Annotated in this window: 15 protein-coding genes and 2 pseudogenes; 11 read left to right on the top strand and 6 right to left on the bottom strand. The window is 68.5% G+C overall.

Annotation, left to right across the window (positions count from 1 at the left end; translation table 11 throughout):
- Positions 1 to 145 precede the first annotated feature (145 nt).
- Positions 146 to 1,399: a tyrosine-type recombinase/integrase gene (locus ACFRMN_RS30805; protein WP_383025596.1), complete on the bottom strand. Its 1,254-nt coding sequence runs from the start codon at positions 1,397 to 1,399 to the stop codon at positions 146 to 148.
- Between the two features lie 126 nt (positions 1,400 to 1,525).
- Here ACFRMN_RS30805 and ACFRMN_RS30800 point away from each other — a divergent pair, with 126 nt between their 5' ends.
- Entirely contained in the window at positions 1,526 to 1,873 is a 348-nt protein-coding gene (locus ACFRMN_RS30800) for a hypothetical protein (protein WP_383025593.1), read from the top strand.
- A 227-nt stretch (positions 1,874 to 2,100) separates the two neighbouring features.
- Here the strand turns inward: ACFRMN_RS30800 and ACFRMN_RS30795 are convergent.
- A protein-coding gene (locus tag ACFRMN_RS30795; RefSeq protein WP_383025590.1) for an IS5 family transposase occupies positions 2,101 to 3,038 on the bottom strand; the annotation gives its coding sequence in 2 pieces (ribosomal slippage) (positions 2,101 to 2,685 and positions 2,688 to 3,038; 936 coding nt in all).
- A gap of 470 nt (positions 3,039 to 3,508) precedes the next feature.
- Positions 3,509 to 4,302, bottom strand: a pseudogene (locus ACFRMN_RS30790) (IS701 family transposase).
- Between the two features lie 135 nt (positions 4,303 to 4,437).
- Between ACFRMN_RS30790 and ACFRMN_RS30785 the strand changes: the two are divergent.
- The 5 genes and pseudogenes from ACFRMN_RS30785 to ACFRMN_RS30765 all read left to right on the top strand — a co-directional run.
- Complete coding sequence (locus tag ACFRMN_RS30785) at positions 4,438 to 4,986, top strand: hypothetical protein (protein WP_383025587.1); 549 nt, start codon at positions 4,438 to 4,440, stop codon at positions 4,984 to 4,986.
- 24 nt (positions 4,987 to 5,010) lie between these two features.
- Positions 5,011 to 5,166, top strand: a complete 156-nt coding sequence (locus tag ACFRMN_RS30780) for a hypothetical protein (RefSeq protein WP_383025584.1) — start codon at positions 5,011 to 5,013, stop codon at positions 5,164 to 5,166.
- A gap of 107 nt (positions 5,167 to 5,273) precedes the next feature.
- On the top strand, positions 5,274 to 5,978 hold the full coding sequence (locus tag ACFRMN_RS30775; RefSeq protein WP_383025581.1) for a hypothetical protein: 705 nt from the start codon (positions 5,274 to 5,276) through the stop codon (positions 5,976 to 5,978).
- Positions 5,979 to 6,060: 82 nt separating this feature from the next.
- Complete coding sequence (locus ACFRMN_RS30770) at positions 6,061 to 6,750, top strand: hypothetical protein (protein ID WP_383025579.1); 690 nt, start codon at positions 6,061 to 6,063, stop codon at positions 6,748 to 6,750.
- A gap of 425 nt (positions 6,751 to 7,175) precedes the next feature.
- A pseudogene (locus ACFRMN_RS30765) lies at positions 7,176 to 7,277 on the top strand (DNA-binding protein); the annotation flags it as partial.
- A 100-nt stretch (positions 7,278 to 7,377) separates the two neighbouring features.
- On the opposite strand, the gene murJ reads toward ACFRMN_RS30765, so the two are convergent.
- Positions 7,378 to 9,066 (bottom strand): murein biosynthesis integral membrane protein MurJ, encoded by a 1,689-nt coding sequence (murJ, locus tag ACFRMN_RS30760; protein WP_383025576.1) that lies wholly within the window; start codon positions 9,064 to 9,066, stop codon positions 7,378 to 7,380.
- A gap of 341 nt (positions 9,067 to 9,407) precedes the next feature.
- On the opposite strand from murJ, the gene ACFRMN_RS30755 reads away from it, so the two are divergent.
- Both ACFRMN_RS30755 and ACFRMN_RS30750 read left to right on the top strand, forming a co-directional pair.
- On the top strand, positions 9,408 to 10,601 hold the full coding sequence (locus ACFRMN_RS30755; protein WP_383025574.1) for a sensor histidine kinase: 1,194 nt from the start codon (positions 9,408 to 9,410) through the stop codon (positions 10,599 to 10,601).
- A gap of 211 nt (positions 10,602 to 10,812) precedes the next feature.
- On the top strand, positions 10,813 to 12,000 hold the full coding sequence (locus ACFRMN_RS30750; RefSeq protein WP_383025571.1) for a hypothetical protein: 1,188 nt from the start codon (positions 10,813 to 10,815) through the stop codon (positions 11,998 to 12,000).
- Here the strand turns inward: ACFRMN_RS30750 and ACFRMN_RS30745 are convergent.
- Both ACFRMN_RS30745 and ACFRMN_RS30740 read right to left on the bottom strand, forming a co-directional pair.
- A complete protein-coding gene (locus tag ACFRMN_RS30745) occupies positions 11,967 to 12,623 on the bottom strand; it encodes a response regulator (protein ID WP_383025568.1) in 657 nt (218 codons plus the stop codon). The two genes, ACFRMN_RS30750 and ACFRMN_RS30745, sit on opposite strands and share 34 nt — an antisense overlap.
- Positions 12,624 to 12,853: 230 nt before the next feature.
- A complete protein-coding gene (locus ACFRMN_RS30740; RefSeq protein ID WP_383025566.1) occupies positions 12,854 to 13,267 on the bottom strand; it encodes a hypothetical protein in 414 nt (137 codons plus the stop codon).
- A gap of 128 nt (positions 13,268 to 13,395) precedes the next feature.
- Between ACFRMN_RS30740 and ACFRMN_RS30735 the strand changes: the two genes are divergently transcribed.
- The 3 genes from ACFRMN_RS30735 to lysA are packed head-to-tail and all read left to right on the top strand — an operon-like array spanning position 13,396 to position 16,473.
- Complete coding sequence (locus tag ACFRMN_RS30735) at positions 13,396 to 13,878, top strand: response regulator (RefSeq protein WP_383025606.1); 483 nt, start codon at positions 13,396 to 13,398, stop codon at positions 13,876 to 13,878.
- Positions 13,879 to 13,933: 55 nt separating this feature from the next.
- The gene (gene nrtL / locus ACFRMN_RS30730) at positions 13,934 to 15,055 is read left to right on the top strand and encodes an ArgS-related anticodon-binding protein NrtL (RefSeq protein ID WP_383025563.1); all 1,122 of its coding nucleotides are present in this window, start codon (positions 13,934 to 13,936) and stop codon (positions 15,053 to 15,055) included.
- A gap of 23 nt (positions 15,056 to 15,078) precedes the next feature.
- Positions 15,079 to 16,473, top strand: coding sequence for a diaminopimelate decarboxylase (lysA, locus tag ACFRMN_RS30725; RefSeq protein WP_383025560.1), 1,395 nt, complete (start codon positions 15,079 to 15,081; stop codon positions 16,471 to 16,473).
- Positions 16,474 to 16,573 lie beyond the last annotated feature (100 nt).

The raw sequence follows: 16,573 nt of genomic DNA, 5'->3' as shown, positions 1-16,573 counted from the left end.
CGCTCGGCTGGGAAACCCCAGCCGAGCGCCTGTCTAAACTGCTCGCGGCCTGATCAACCGACCACGGTGTTGCAACGACCCCTCGAATTCGCCTGAGTCCTGGCGGGGCTTCTGGGTGCGGTGACGGCAGTAGTTGACGGCAACGTCAGCGGACGGCGGCTCCGGCGAGGGGTGGTTCGTCGCCGCCGTGGGGCCGGATTCCGGTGTCGGCGGGAGTGCGGAGGGCGTGGCCGAGGAGGTCGATGGCGTCGCGCTGGAGGCGGAGCCGCACGTGGGCGTAGACGGTGGCGGTGACGCCGATGTGGGCGTGTCCCAGCAGCTCTTTGATCACGACGAGTTCCACTCCCTGCTCCAGGAGGAGGGTGGCCGCCGAGTGTCGGAGGTCGTGGAAGCGGATGCGGCGGAGCTTTGCCCGGTGGAGCAGGGTGTTGAAGTGCCGGGTGAGGGTGGATCCTTCGATCGGGGCGCCGTCGGGACGGGTGAAGACGTAGCCGCTGTCCTTCCAGCCCGTCCTCGCTGCCTCGCGTTCCTGGAGTTGCCGGTCGCGGTGCTGTTCGAGGGAGTGCAGGCATGGCGTGGGCAGGGCGATGCGTCGTTCGGAGCTCTTGGTCTTGGTCGGGAGAGGGATCAGGCCGCCGGAATCGGTGCGCTGGAGGGTGCGTCTGATACTGGTGGTTCCGCTAGTCAGGTCGAGGTCTTCCCAGCGCAGGCCGAGGAGTTCGCCCTTGCGGAGCCCGGTATGCAGGGCGAGCTCGAACAGCGGCTGCAACCGGTGACCGCTTGTCGCGGCCAAGAACGTGCGGGCTTCGTCGGCGGTGAGGGGTTCGAAGCGGCGGGGGCGGGGTGTGCCGGTGCGGACGTTGCGGGCGACGTTGCGTGGGATCTCCTCCTCGCGTACGGCGTGCTCCAGGGCGGACTTGAGGACGGAGTGCACGTAGGCCAGGGTCAGCGCTGAGAGCCGCCTTGCGCAGCACTTTCCGGCAGCGCAGCAGAGGGGCTCATCGCGGGAGGTGTCGAGGCCGTGCGCGCAACATTGGCAGGTGGTGCGGAGCTGGTTGAGCCAGGTGCGGACGTCCTTGGCAGTGAGCTTGGCGAGCTTCTTCCGTCCGAGGCCGGGGATGAGGTATAGCCGGGTGACGGCGGCGTAGCGGATGTAGGTGTTCTCGCGGAGCCGGTGGATGGCGACGCTGCCCAGCCAGTAGGTCGGGTAGTCGCCGAGCGGGCTGTCGGCGGTGGCAACAGCGAGGCCGCGGTTGCTGTCGGCGATCTTCTCGGCGAGTTTATCGGCGGCCTCTTTGCGGGTGGTGCCGTAGACGCGGACGCGTTTGCGGGTGCCGTTGGCGGCGAGGACGTAGCCGGCGGCCTCCCAGCGACCGTGCCTACTGCCAAGCGGCGGCACCCGGCTCCTTCACCTCATCCGGACGACCGTCTCGATCACCAGCTGTCCACCGGTTTCACCGGTTCCCATGTTGCAGGTGCCCCGCCGGGCACAGCAGCAGACTGGCCCGATACCGGCTCCCCGGACGTGCGCGTCCAGCCCACCGGGAACCACATCACGCTGGCCGGGCCCGACGGGCACGCCCCCAGCATGCGCTGGCACCGCACGCCCAGCACGGCGCCGCTCACCTCCGCCCACGTCCTGCGCACCGCCATCGAACGCATCGCCGGCCCGCTCAAAACAGCCGGAGAGCTGGGGCCGGTGCGGCCGTGCCGGTATTGCGGCACCTTGTTCCAGGGCGGAATCCGGCTCGGCCGGATGGAGTTCGCGTCGGGGGCCGACCGGGCCTGGTACACGTGCGCCCAGTGCTGGTTCGACACCGGCGGCGCCTGCCCCGGCCACCACCCCCACGCCCTACAGGGGGAACCACGATGAGCCAGCGCACCCAACAGCTGCTGTACGTCGCCGCGCTCGCCGTGCTCGCGTTCGCCATCGTCTCCGGGGGCCGACCGTGAGACTCCGGCTGTGGGCCGACGACGGCCCCTCCATCCCCAATGATGGGCCTCTGTTTCATGTGCCGCCGCGCCGTCCTCGCCGTCGTGACCGTCGGCGAACTCACGACCAACTCGGGCGGCCCCGGCCACCAGGTTCTGTTTCTCGGATCATGTGCGGAGCCAGATGACGAGGGACGCGACGGTGACGGTCCCGAGGTAGACGTAGGCGCGTTTGTCGTAACGGGTGGCCACGGCCCGGTGGTTCTTGAGGTGGTTGATCGCCCGCTCAACGACGTTGCGCTTCTCGTACCGCTGTCTGTCGAATCCGGCCGGCCGCCCGCCGGCCGGGCCGCGCCTGCGGCGGTTGGCCCGCTGGTCCCGGGGTTCGGGGATGGTGTGCCGGATCCTGCGCCGCCGCAGGTAGCGGCGGTTCTTCCGGGAGCTGTAAGCCTTGTCGGCGCTGAGACTGTCGGGCCGGGTGCGGGGCCGGCCCGGCCCGACGCGAGGCACGCGTATCTTCTCCAGTACCGCTTCGAACTGCGGACTGTCGCCGTACTGGCCAGGCGTCAGCAGCATCGACAGCGGGCGGCAGCGGCCCTCGGCCGACAGGTGGATCTTGGTGCTGAAGCCGCCACGAGAGCGGCCTGAGCACTCGCCTGCCTGACCACCTCCGCCAGCCGGGCGGACAGACTCCGCCACACCGGATCGCCCCGTTTCGTCCCGCCGTGGGCCCCCTTTGACGCAGGAAACTCCGGCGGCGCGGCCTTCGGCGCCCCGGCCGCCTGCTGATGGGCACGCGCGGTGGTGGAGTCCACCGACACGTCCCAGTCGATCCCGCCGACAACGTCCTGCTCCGCCTGAACCCGCACCAACAGGCGCTCCCAGGTCCCATCGGGCGACCAGCGCCGATGCCGCTTGTACACCGTCTCCCACGGCCCGAACCGTTCCGGCAGGTCACGCCACTGAACCCCCGTCCGGACCCGGAACAGGACACCGTCGATCACCTTGCGGTGATCACTCCAGCGACCTCCACGAGTCCCGCCACGAGGAAGAAGCGGCTCAAGCCGCTCCCATTCCGCGTTCGTCAAAGCTCCTCGTCCAGCCACACAACAGAGCCTGGACCAACGCACGCGACACTGTCAGGAACTCCGAGAAACAGACCCTAGGCCCTCACGCTCCCTGTGTACGCCTGCCTGGCGTGCGAGGACTGGCTCCTGCTGCTGGGCGCCGACGCCCTATTCCAGGGACGCCAGTTCGGCCGAAGGCGCCAAGAACCCCTGGAACCGGGACGACCTGAAAGACCTGAGTCCCGAAGAGTTGAGAGTCGCACTGGAGACTCCCCGTGGGCTCCTGGACAAGCTGACACGTTCCATCGAGCAATCTCTCGAAGAACTCATGGTTCCCACTGGAAAGGCCCGAGATTTCACAGCAAAAGAAGTTTCCGCTAAAGTTGACGAACTCCTAGTAGTGCTTGGTCATATCGGTATCGGTTCTGGCGTGGTGCGGTGACAGGTGGGGCAGGCGCCGGTCCAGACCGCGAGGAGTAACTGCAGTTCGCGGGTGACCTGGTAGAGGCTCAGGCCGGCGCCGTCTCTTTTGGGGACCGGGTGATGCGCTGGAGGGTGCAGAAGGCGTGCGCGACGGAGACGAGGGTGACGTGGTGGTGCCAGCCTCGCCAGGTGCGGCCCTCGAAGTGGGCCAGGCCCAGGGCCTGCTTCATCTCGCGGTAGTCGTGCTCGATGCGCCAGCGCAGCCTCGCGGTGCGCACGAGGGTGGTCAGCACGAGCGCGTCTCGTCGATCATGTCCAGAGCCAGCTGCCACTTCTCGACATGGCCCACCTCGGCCGGGATGCCGCATGGCGTGCGGCGGGCGACCTTGGCCGGATCGGCCTTAGGGGAGGCGGGATCCCAGCTCTCCGGCAGGAACAGGCGCCAGTCGACGGCCGCCGAGGCGCCGTCCGAAGCCAGGTGCGGCGAGACCCCGGCCCGGCAGTTGGTGACCTTGCCCGCGGTGCCGGTGTACTGCCGGGCCACGCACGCCGACGAGTCCCCGTCCTTGAGGAACCCGGTGTCATCGACGATCAGCGCGGTCGGTTTGATCACCTGCTGCATCCGCCACGCGAGGCGGGCCCGCACATGCGCCGCGTCCCACGGGCTGGAGGTGACGAAGTGTGCCAGGGCCTGCCGGTTGCCGTCCTCACCCAGCCGTGCGGCCATCGGCTCCACCGACTTGCGCCGCCCGTCCAGCAACAGGCCCCGCAGATACACCTCACCCCACCGGCGCTGATCCGCCCGCGCGAACGGCTCGAACACCTCCGCCGCGAAGTCCTCCAGATCACACCGGACCGCGGCCAACTCCCCACCCAGCACGCCCGCTCAACGACACACCCGATCAAACGGACACGCCACCCACGAGTGAACCTGACCAAGCCCTACTAGTGAGGTGGGGATGGTTTAACGAGACCGATCTTTAGAGCTACGAGGAAACAAGAGAAGGAACCAAGAATGCTCAGAAGTAGCAGGATGATTTTAAAAGAGGGCGGCAGTACCACTTTCTCGCTACTAGTAACCCGAATGGGATTCAAGAAGATCGAGGATGTCCGGACTTCCGCTTCGACTGGAGACCGGGTAACCACCACCTGGGAAATCGATAACGGACTCAAGATTGTTTTCACCTCGGACAAGTTGAGTAAATCTGAATACGTCCAGGTATTCGGTGACGAATCGGAGAGCGTCTCAGGTGTGGCCGAGACACTCGGCGAACTCGGCACATACGGCTACGAGGATCTCCTCCACGCCTACCGAGCCGCCTCCTCCATCGAAGAGAAATCTCTCAGTCTAATTCGAATTGGAGTCGGAGCCCCGCCAACCGCAGACGACGAATTCTGCGATTGCATCATCGATGCTCTCAAGTCCCAGGAGTCAGATCTAAGAAAGGCGGGCCTGTGGGGTGCTTCGTTCTACGCAATGCGGAAATTCATTCCATTTATTCAGGAAATTGTCCACGCTGAAACAGATGAGGATTTGAAGGAAACGGCGGGAGCTGATGCTTGAAATTTACCACCAAAGAGGGCTTGGGTGACTCGATATGCAGATATTCCCAAACCCATCCGGTCCGGGATCGTCATCGCCGATCCCGAGCGCGGCACGCCCCAGCGCATCATCATGCTGCAGTTCAATCCCGACACCCTGGAACGCTCCGTCGCCAGAAGTACTAACCACGATTCAAACTGATCAAGATGCAGCGCCGTCTCATCGAATTGAGCGGCGAAGGACGTCTACAGTTCTAGAACTGCACGCCCATCCCTGTCCTCACCCATGCTCCGCGCCGAAGGTGAACCATGACGAATCCTCTGACACAGAGCGAGACCTCGCAGACCGAATCGATCAGGGAACTCGCTCGAAGCCCTCTGTTCAATGCGACATATAAGCAGGAAGACATCACATTCCCACTGGCGACCTTCGATCCTCTGTCGGATGAGAGCCCGGAGTGGGCGGATGTGATGCTCAGCGATGAGCTCAAAGAGCGCGCGCTACGGTTCGTACATCTCTCATGCGAGTGGTCCCTCGCGTCACAGGATCGGAACTTCACCGGCGAGTTCAGCCTTCCCCACCTTTACCTGGCCATCACCGGAGACCCGCCACGGCACAACGACCTGGCCACGGAGAGCGAGCGAGCACTGCTCGCCGACCTCCGGATGATCGACTCAGCTCCGCGCCGGGCCACGGGTGAAGCCGCGTTCATCCGACTGGAGCCACACAAAGAAACGCTGGAGATCTGGTACCAGGACCGGTATCTGTTCGACGAGCAGATCAACACCCAGGGTTTCCTCAGGATGGAACTCAACTATTGCCAGTACCTGGACACCCTGCGCCTCACCAAAGGGGCGTTTGGCTGGCAGATGCTGTTCGTGGACGCTTCTCTGCGCGACGGCGGATTCCGCGCGCACGTGGAAAACCTGACGAACATGCTTGAGACGTTCCCCGCCGTGTTTCCGCAATACAACTACACGTCCTTGACAAACCGGCTGGAGGCCCGGCTGTGACCCGCTAAGCGGATATACCCAGGCCCATTCGGTCCGGGATCGTCATCGTTGACCCGAGCGCGGCACGCCCCAGCGCATCATCGTGCCGCAGCTCAATCCCGACACCCTCGAACGCTCCGTCGCACCCCAGGCCGCCGGCGGTAGTGGGGACTCCGGCGGAGGGGGCAGTGGAAGCGGGGATCGGAACGAGGCACGCACGCGCAACGCCTACGCCCGCCGCCGGGATCTGCTCCGGCAGCAGCAGAGAACCCGCCAGGAGCAGCGACAGCGGCAGCGGGATCAAAGGCGGCGAAACGAGAACTCGACGGAGTCCAAGGACGATCAGCTCCGCAAGATCGTGGCGCGCATACGCCCCAAGCTGTACGACCGGATGCGCAACGGCATTCCCCGCTCGCCCTTCCTCGGCCCCCTGAATTCGATGAAGCTCTACTACCGGCTCACCGGACTAGCACCTATCGGGGGAGTGCCGTTCACCGTCGTGCCATCCCTGAACCCGTCACGCCCCGTGCTGGGCGGAGAGGCCGCCGCAGCGGCCGTCACCGCGCTCAGCAACCTCACCCTCGGTGAATACCCGTATGTCCTGGCTCCCGAGGACCATTGGAATGCGCTGAATTGCAACGCCGACCAGCAGACCGTCCGTGATTCACGCACCGAGGGCGCCAAGTTCCGCAACGAGCTCATGCACTTCGACCCCAATCCCACCCAGGACCGCGATCTTTCCCCCATCCAAGGAGCCCTCAAGATGCTGCGTGCTCTGTACCCCATCGCCTGATTCACCAAAGGCGTGGCTGGAACCCGGCCCCTCCTCCTAGTCGTGCTGTCGATACCCCTGCGGAGGAGCGGCGCCGGGCGGGCACCGGATTCAGAGCGAGACGGCCACCATGATCACTAACAACCAGTCAATGACCAAGACGACCCCGCTTTCCAAGTCTTTCGGCTGCCGCCCAGTATTCTTACCTACGGCCAAGCGGCGGCACCCGGCTCCTTTACCTCATCCGGACGACCGTCTCAATCACCAGCTGTCCACCCCCAACCACCGGTTTCACCGGTTCCCTTGTTGTGGGTGCCTCGCCGGGGGCACCGGAAATCAAGGCCCTGACCAGCGGAAACGCCGGTCAGGGCCTTTGTTGTGCAGGCCAACACCGCAACGGCCTACGTTGTGTCACTTCTTCCCGCGCCCCGCGGCCCTGACCACACCGGATCAATCGTCCGGCCCTGGAGTGGACGCTCTCCCGCCTGGTCGTGGAACCGGTCACCGAGTCGATCGCCCAGCACGCCGCCGCGCTCCTCGCCGACGCATCACCGTTATCAAGGTCTGACCTCACCACAGCCGCCGAGGGGGGAGGGGGGCCGCCGTGGAGCTCTTTCGCCGAGCGGTCGTGCTCGGCGGCGCGGGCTCTCACCTCAGGCCGGGAAGGCTCCGCAGCTCGCTGACCCTCATCAGCCGGGCGAAGAGCAGGTATCCCAGCGTCATGGCGACCGTTCCAGCGGCAAGAGTGATCGCGGTGGGCCAGGTGCCGGTGCCGAGCGTGGCAGCACAGGCCCGGGCAGCGGCCCAGCCCAACCCCGCGGCGAGCCCGGCGGCGAACAGCAGCTTCACATAGGTGCGGCGCAGGTCCCCGTCGTCGAGCCGACCGCCGAGCTTCCTGCGCAGCATCCCAGCGGTCAGGACGAGTCCGGCCAGATAGGACAAGGTGTACGCGGCGGCCATGCCGGTCACCGTCCAGCGCGCGGGCAGCAGCACGTGGCAGGCGGTGGCGAGCGCGATGTTCACGGCGGCGATCCAGGCCGCCATGAGGAACGGGGTCCTGGTGTCTTCGAAGGCGTAGAAGCCACGCAGAAGCAGGTACTGAGCGGAGAAGGGAATCAGTCCGAGTCCGAACGCCTGCAACATGTGCCCGAGCGGCTGGGCGGACGCGGTGTCCGCCGCTCCGTGGGCGAACAGCAGGTTGGAGATCTGCGGGCCCAGCGCGAGGAAGAGGAACCCGGCGGGCACGATGACGACGCCGGTGACGCGCAGCGCCTGCGAGAGGTCCGCCCGCAGGTCCGGGATACGCCCTTCGGCAGCGGCCTTGCTCATGCGGGGCAGCATCGCGGTCACCAGAGAGACGGTGATGATCGACTGCGGCAGTATCCAGATGGTCTGCGCGTACATATAGGCCGAATAGCCCGCGCCGGCGTGCGGCAGCTCTTGGTCGGCGGCGTTGGCGAAGTTGGTCACGACGGTCAGCGCGACCTGGTTGACCAGGACGAACAGGAGGGTCCACTTCGCGGCGTGGACGCTCTTGCCCAGGCCAGTGCCCCGCCAGTCGAAGCGCGGCCGGAACCGGAAGCCCGCGGCGCGTACGAAGGGAATCAGCGCCAGGGCCTGTACGACGATGCCGGCCGTCGTGCCGAGCCCCAGCAGCCGGACCTGCGTGGCGGTGATGTCCTCCACCCGGTCCGGGATCGTCATCAGCCCCAGGTACACGCCGAACATGCCGATCAGCACCACGTTGTTCAGCACCGGCGTCCACATCATCGCGCCGAACTTCTCCCGCGCGTTCAGTACTTGACCGAGGATGCCGAACAGGCCGTAGAAGAAGATCTGCGGCAGCAGGAACCGGGCGAACACCACGGTCAGCTCGAACGCCTCGTGGCTTTCCGGGGTGTCGCGCATGTACAGGCCCACGATCTGCGGTGCGGCCCACACCGCCAGTGCTGTTCCCGCCCCCAGGACGCACAGCACGAGCGTCACCAGCCGCTGCTCGTAGGCCCGTCCTCCGTCGGGTTGCGTCGACCGTGCCCGTACGAGCTGAGGTACGAGCACGGCGTTGAGCGCTCCGCCGATCAGGAGGGTGTACAGACTCGTCGGCACGGTGTTCGCCGTGTTGTACGTACTGGCCAGCAGCCCCGTGCCCAAAGCCGCTGCCTGCAGCACCTGACGGATCAGCCCGGTCGCGCGCGACACCACCGTGCCGAGCGCCATCAGTAACGACGAACGCGCCAGTCCGCCCTTGTTCGCCCCACGCCGACGAGCGGCGTGCCGCCCCTCTGCCCGCTCACCCGCGGACGCCAACTCCGCTGCGGTCTTCGGTCCCCCCACCATGCCGTCAACCTACGCCGCCAAGATCCCCGGACTCCAATCGGCCGGCGGCGGTCGCCCACCTCATCGCACGGCCGCGGGCGCGGGGGAGGGCCGACGCCGCGGCCTTGGCCGAGATCTTGTGCGCCGAGGACCTTGTACGTCGAGGACCTTGAACGCCTCCCGCGCGCACCCCTGCCCACCCCCCCCGTGAGGCAGGTGTGCGCGCGGTCGGTGGCACCGCTTCCGCCCCGTTCGGAAGCTTCGGCACCGTGACCAAAGAAACGCTATCGCGGGACACTCTCGACGTGTGACGGTCAATCGACCGACAACCCGATGAGGGACAGCGACAGGTGGGGCACCGAGTGGCACATGAGGCGGACGACTCTCAGGCCCCGCCCGAACGCGGCGAGAGAACGGGCCCCGCCCGGCACACGGGGCCTGCCGAGCGGGAGTTCGTACGGTTCGCGTACCACTACGCGCACCGTATCCGAGCGGTGGTGGTCTGCTCCTGCGCGGTGCTGGCCGTACCGGCGATGCCCGCTGACCGTATGGCCGTCGCCTCGGCCATTTCCTGCGTCGTGCTCGGCTGGAGTGTTCTGTACTACCGGCTGGGGATGGCGAGGGCACGCCCCGGGCTGCTGCTCGCCGCCGACGTGGTGGTCCTGACCGCCCTCTGCCTCACCCAGGATCTGACGATTCCGGACAGCCAGCCCCAGTACGGCAGCACGTGGCTGCTGGTGGTGGTCAGCGTCGTGGCGGTCGGGTACCAGATGATGTACCCGGCGGGGCTCGCGCTGGCGACAGCGCTGCTGCTGTCCGTCGTGGATCTGGCCGGTGTCATGCTCGACCGCCCCGACGGCTGGGACTACGCGGTTCCCAATGTCAGCTGGCTGCTGGTGCAGAGCCTGCTCGCCCAGGGGCTCTACCGCCTGGTACTGCGCGCGAGCAGAGCCGCCGACGCGGTGGGTACGAAGGCCGCCGCCGCCCGGCGCCGGCACGAAGTGGCACAGGCACAGCGGTCGGCGGAGCGCGAGCATCTGGCGACCCTGCACGACACCGCGTGTGCCACCATGCTGATGGTCTCGGCCCACGGCCAGTCCCTCCGGCCGGACATACTGCGCACCCAGGCGGCCAAGGACCTGCGGCGCCTCGCGTCGGAGCGGGCGACGTCCGGGGAGACGGATGTGGCACAGGAACTGTTCGCGGAGACCGGCGACCACCGGCTCGTCGTACGCGCCGAGTTCGACGGCTCCCTCGGCCTGATGTGGCGGCCCGCCGTCGCGGCGCTGCGCGGCAGCCTCGGCGAGGCACTGCGTAACGTCTCGCGCCATGCGGGGGTCAACTCCGCGACGGTGACCGCGAGCCGGGAGGGTGACACCGTCTTGGTCGTCATCAGCGACGACGGCGCGGGATTCGATGTGACGCGGGTGCCGCCGCACTGTCAGGGGCTGGCCCGCTCGGTCGTCGAGCGCATGGCCGCCGTCGGGGGCCGGGCGACGGTCGAATCCCGGCCGGGCCACGGCACCGCCGTACGCCTGGAGTGGCCCCATGTCTGACGATCGTCAGCCTCCAGGCCCGCCGGCACCCGATCCGTCGGCACCCGATCCACTGGCACCCGGTCCGTCCACACCCGGTCCGTCCACACCCGGTCCGCCGGCGCCTGGTCCGTCGGCACCCGGTTCACCACCGCTCGACTCATGGTCGCCCGATCCCCTCGACTGTGAACGACCGGCGTCCGATCCGCTGACGGACCGTATCGCCGCCGGCATGCTCGGCGCGCTGCGGCTGGCAGGGCTCGTCATTCTCTCCGCGGTCCACTTCGGGCTGGCGCTCCCCGCCCTGCTGGCCAACCTCGACGATTACCGGCACGCCTGGGTGCAGCTCACCGCGTTCGGCCTGCTGACGCTCATCATCGTGGTCGACGCGCTCCTCGGCGTGGCCCGTCGGCGCAGACCGCGCCCCTGGGTCGCGACGGGGCTGGTGTGCTCGCTCGCGGCGGCCCTCGTCGCCACCAGCCAACTGCCGGGCGACCGCTTCCTCGCCACGCCGCACTGGACGTTTCTGGAGATCGGCTGGTTCGGTGTCCTGCTGCTGTTCGACGCCGGTCTGAACGCGACGCTGCTCTTCCTCGGGCTCCATGTCGTCATGACGCTCGGGCAGTTGGTCCTCGCCGGGATCCCGTCCCGGCAGGCCGCGGCCGGTATGGCCGTCAGCGCCCTGGCCATCTGCGCGTTCCAGATCGCCGCCGCGGTGATGGCCAGGCTGCTGCGGGAGTGCGCGACGGCCGCCGGTGCCACGGCGCGGGAACAGGAGCGGGTACGTACCGAGGCGGCGGTCTCCGCCCAGGTCCACGCCGACCAGCGGTCGCGCTACCGCGAACTCGGCGGCTCGGTACTGCCGTTGCTGACCGGACTGGCCGACGGAACGCTCGACCCCGGGGACGAGCGGGTACGCCGCCGATGCGCCTTCGAGGCCGCCCGGCTGCGACGCCTCTTCGCCGAACGGGACCACGCGTCGGACCCGCTGCTCCACGAACTACGGGCCGGTATCGGGGTGGCGGAACGCCATGGGGTCGATGTGCAGCTCGCCGTACGGGGCGTGTCCGCTCCGGTGCCCCGGCGTCTGCGCCGCGCCCTGACCGAGCCCGTACTCGCCGCGCTCGCGACCGCCGAGCACAGTGCGCGGGCCACCGTCGTCCGCGGCGGCGGGCAGGTACGGGTCAGCGTGGTGACGGACGCGCCCGACACGGACATCCCGGAACCGACCGAGCGCGGTATCCGCGTACGTACGGTGCACAGCGAGGGCCGGCTTCTCGTCGAGGCGTCGTACACGCTGCTCGCGCCGTCTCCCGCTGATGACGTCCGTAAGCCGGCCAAGCCGGTCAAGTCGGCCAAGCAGGCCCCTCCGAACGCCGGGAGCGCTCAGAGCTCGTCCAGCGAGGTCAGCCCGTCCTGAATGGCCCTCGCGACCAGATTCGCCTTGGTCGTCGCGGGCCGCCCCGCGTTGGCGTACTTGATCCGTACCCGTTCCAGATAGGTGTTCACCGTACGTACGGAGATGTTGAGGCTTTCCCCGACCATGGCCTTCGACTCCGACTGGAACCACTCCAGCAGCACCTCCACCTCACGCGGGGTCAGCGCGGGGCGGCCCTTGCTGGCGTCGCTGCCGAAAGCACCGGCGAGAGCGGGCGGCGTGTAGGGCCGGCAGTCGGCGGCGGCCAGGGTGGCCGCCATGAGATGCCGCTCGCCCTCGGCCTTCGTCAGATACGTGAACGCGCCCAGATCCAGACAGCTCAGGGCCGTCTCCTGGCTTTCCTGCATGGTGTAGATGATCACCTGGCGCTCCTGGGCGACCAGTTGCTTCAGCTCGGGGTACGCGGGCACCCCGTGGGAGAGCTGAAGGTCGAGCACCACCACATCCGCCGCCCTGCCGGGGCCGCTCATGGCGACGGCGAGGCCGGGGCCCTTGGCCGTGACGGTGATCGGCCGTTCCGACGCGGCGTACCAGGATTCGATTCCGGCGAGCACCACGGGATGGTCGTCGATCAACGCCACGCTCACGGGCTCGTTTTCCGGCATGCCTCATCCTCCCTCCAATCGTCGGCGTTCCGCCATGCCCCGATGTCGGCCTGGTCAGGGCGGAGCGCGGCGGTCGGTTCGTGCACTACCGTCTGGATCTCTCGGCGGTCGAACGTATCGGCCACGACGTCGTCGGAGCGCTCCAGCACTGAGATCACCGAGACCACCGAGACCACCGAGACCGAGGAAGAGTCCGGATGGCCGCCGCCCGATGGATCTCACGTCCGCCGCTACACCGCGTCGTTGGGACGGGACATCCGCAGCGCCAGCTCCCGCAGCAGATCCTCCGAGGTGATGTCCGTACGGCCGCTGTCATGGACCTCGGCCAGCTGCGCGAAGACGTACGTGAACGCCCCGATCAGCTGCATCATCGGCGGCAGCGCGGCGGCGGTCACCGCGTGCGCCGCTTCGAGCGGCGTGGACTCCGGGGAGACCGTGAACGACGGGAAGACCTCGGCGAGCAGCGATCCGATCTGCCCTTCGCCCGAACCCCGCTCGCCGCCCTCCGCGCCGGTGTTCCCGTCCGTATCCCGGTCCATGTCCCGGTCCATGTCGCGGCCCGTGTCCCGGTTGGCGGTCCGGATCCACTCAGCGGACTGCGTGAGAATGCCGATGGCCCTGAGAACGACTTCGCTCTGCTCCATACCCAGAGCCTATGGCGGTGCGCCACGGTCCGTGTGAGGTCCGTCGCTGTTCATGGCGAGGTCAAGACGTGGCCAAGACGCGGGTGCCCGCTCGGGCGCTGTGCCCGCGTCGCCCGCGCGAGGTGGAAGTGGGCAAAACCCGGACGCGGCGCCGGGTTCGGACCTACTCTCAAGTGGTGTCGGGCGAGTCCGGCCGGGTGCTTGTTGTCGACGACAACAGGGTCATCAGGCAGCTGATCAGGGTCAATCTCGAACTTGAGGGGTTCGAGGTCGTGACCGCGGCCGATGGTGCCGAGTGCCTGGAAGTGGTCCACGACGTCATGCCCGATGTCATCACCCTCGATGTGGTGATGCCGCGCCTCGACGGAGTCCGCACCGCCCAGCGGCTGCGCGCCGACCCCCGTACCAGCGACCTGCCGGTCGCGATCATCAGCGCCTGTACGCAGTACGAGGTGGAGTCCGGCACAGCCGCCGGGGTGGACGCCTTCCTCGCCAAACCCTTCGAGCCGGCCGAGCTGATCCGGCTCGTACGGCGGCTGACGCACCGGGAGGGCCCGCCCTCCCTGGACGGCAGACACGGCGCCGGGCGGGCCGGAAGCGCCCGCGGCTGACCGCATCGCGAAACCGGTTCGCGAAGAGGCCCCCCTCCTCCCATACGCTTGTCCCGTGACCCCCGCCGAGCTCTCCCGAACCGTACGGCGCGCCGTGTGCCGCGCGGTCGAGGACGACGCCCTCCCCGGGCCCGTGCCCGAACGGGTCGCGGTCGAGCGGCCCCGCCCGGGCGGCCGGGGGGACTACGCCAGCAATATCGCCCTTCGGCTGGCGGGCCCGGCCGGACGCCCGCCCCGCGAGGTCGCCGAGATCGTGCGTGCGAGCATCCTCCGCTCCGCGGCCGAAGCGGCTCCCGCGACGGGCTCCGGTACGGCTCCCGCGACGGGCTCCGGCGCAGGTCCCGGCGCGGCTCCCGGTATCGACCGCATCGAGATCACCGGCCCCGGCTTCCTGAACTTCACCCTGGCCCGCGACAGCCGCGCCGAACTGGTCCGTACGGTCCTGTGCGCCGGAGCGCGCTACGGACACGGCGACGCACTCGCCGGTACGAGCGTGACCCTCGCCCCCTCCGACGAGCCCCGGGCCGCCCTCTGGACCCACACGGTCGTGGCACTGCTCCGTACCCAGGGCGCGCGGGCGGAGATCGTGCCCGGAGCCGCGGAGAGGGCGCGCCCGCTTCCCGCCCCCGCCGGCGATGACCTCTTCGCCCGGCTCGGCCCCGACGCGGCCCGCTGGGGGCTGCTGCGGCCCGCCGCCCACGACCGCCCGCACACCGGCGCCGACCTGCTCGTACAGCGCGAGAGCAACCCCCTGTTCCGGGTGCGGTACGCGTACGCCCGTACGCGCGCTCTCGCGCGCAACGCGGCACAACTGGGCATCACCCCCGCCCCCACCCCCGACCAGGCCCCCGACCAGGCCCCCGACCAGGCCCCCGACGGTGCCCCCGAGGCCCCCGGCCACGACAACGCCACCGCGCTTCTCCTCACCGCCCTCGGTGACCACCCCGCCGTCCTCGAAGCCGCCGCCCGGCTGCGCGCGCCCGACCGGCTCGCCCGCCATCTCGAACACACCGCGGACGCGTTCCTGCGCTTCCAGGAGACCTGCCGCCCGCTGCCGCTCGGTGACGAGAAACCCTCGGCCGCCCACCGCTCCCGGCTCGCGCTCGCCGACGCCGCCGGGACCGTGCTGGCCGGCGGCCTGTCCTTGCTCGGCATCGATGCCCCCGCATACCTCTGAAGAGAGCCAAGAGAGCCAAGAACATGAGCCGTTCCGCACACCCCGCAGGACCCCGTCACGCGGATGTCCTCCCCGAGGGCCACTACACCGCGCCCGCCGCCGACCTCAACGCCCTTGACGAGAAGGTCTGGTCGCGTACGGTCCGCCGGAACGAGGACGGGGTGGCGACCGTCGCCGGGATCGAAGTGACCCGGCTCGCCGAGGAGTTCGGCACGCCCGCGTACTTCCTCGACGAGGCGGACTTCCGCGCCCGCTGCCGCGCCTGGGCCGACGCCTTCGGCAAGGACGCCGACGTGTTCTACGCGGGCAAGGCGTTCCTCTCCCGGACCGTCGTCCGCTGGCTGAACGAAGAGGGCCTCAACCTCGACGTCTGCTCCGGCGGTGAACTCGCCACCGCGCTGGCGGCCGGCATGCCCGCCGGGCGGATCGCCTTCCACGGCAACAACAAGTCCGCCCAGGAGATCGAACGGGCCGTCTCCGCCGGCGTCGGCCGTATCGTCCTCGACTCCTTCCAGGAGATCGTCCAGGTCGCGCATATCGCACAGCGCCTCGGCAGGCGCCAGCCGGTCCAGATCCGGGTCACGGTCGGCGTCGAGGCGCATACGCACGAGTTCATCGCCACCGCGCACGAGGACCAGAAGTTCGGGGTCGCCCTCGCCGGCGGGCAGGCCGCGGAGGCCGTCAGGCGGGCCCTCAAGCTCGACGGACTCGAACTGATCGGCATCCACTCCCACATCGGCTCGCAGATCTTCGACATGGCCGGCTTCGAGGTCTCCGCCCGCCGCGTCGTCCAGCTGCTCGCCGAGGTACGCGACGAGCACGGTGTGGAACTGCCCGAGATCGACCTCGGCGGCGGCCTCGGGATCGCGTACACCTCCGAGGACGATCCGCGCGAGCCGTACGACATCGCGAAGGCCCTGTTCGACATCGTCACCCGTGAGTGTGAGTCCGCCGGGCTGCGCACCCCGCGGATCTCCGTCGAGCCGGGGCGCGCGATCGTGGGTCCCACGGCCTTCACGCTGTACGAGGTCGGCACGATCAAGCCGCTCGAAGGGCTGCGTACGTATGTCAGTGTGGACGGTGGCATGTCCGACAACATCCGTACGGCCCTGTACGACGCCGAGTACAGCGTGGCGCTCGTCTCCCGCCGCTCCGACGCCGAGCCGATGCTGACGCGGGTCGTCGGCAAGCACTGCGAGAGCGGCGACATCGTCGTACGTGACGCGTTCCTGCCCGCCGATCTGGCGCCCGGTGATCTGATCGCCGTCCCCGCCACCGGCGCGTACTGCCGTTCGATGGCGAGCAACTACAACCACGCGCTCCGGCCGCCCGTCGTCGCCGTCGGGGACGGTGAGGCACGGGTGATCGTCCGGCGTGAGACGGAGGAAGATCTTCTGCGTCTCGATGTCGGTCACTGAAATACATGTCTCGCAATCTGGACGAGGGGCAGAAACTCCCGTCCAGTGAGTGAGACTGGTTCGGATTCATGCTTCAAACAGCTGTGATGAACGAAAGGCG

The organism is Streptomyces sp. NPDC056835 (genome assembly GCF_042789485.1).
Lineage (GTDB): Bacteria > Actinomycetota > Actinomycetes > Streptomycetales > Streptomycetaceae > Streptomyces.
Note: the sequence above shows the minus strand (reverse complement) of the source record. Positions and strands in the feature narration are given on the sequence as shown.

Coding starts and splice junctions, on each gene's coding strand:
- ACFRMN_RS30785 (WP_383025587.1), top strand. CDS start 4,438: ATGCTCAGAAGTAGCAGGATGATTTTAAAAGAGGGCGGCAGTACCACT.
- ACFRMN_RS30775 (WP_383025581.1), top strand. CDS start 5,274: ATGACGAATCCTCTGACACAGAGCGAGACCTCGCAGACCGAATCGATC.
- murJ (WP_383025576.1), bottom strand. CDS start 9,066: ATGGTGGGGGGACCGAAGACCGCAGCGGAGTTGGCGTCCGCGGGTGAG.
- ACFRMN_RS30750 (WP_383025571.1), top strand. CDS start 10,813: ATGCTCGGCGCGCTGCGGCTGGCAGGGCTCGTCATTCTCTCCGCGGTC.
- ACFRMN_RS30745 (WP_383025568.1), bottom strand. CDS start 12,623: ATGCCGGAAAACGAGCCCGTGAGCGTGGCGTTGATCGACGACCATCCC.
- ACFRMN_RS30740 (WP_383025566.1), bottom strand. CDS start 13,267: ATGGAGCAGAGCGAAGTCGTTCTCAGGGCCATCGGCATTCTCACGCAG.
- lysA (WP_383025560.1), top strand. CDS start 15,079: ATGAGCCGTTCCGCACACCCCGCAGGACCCCGTCACGCGGATGTCCTC.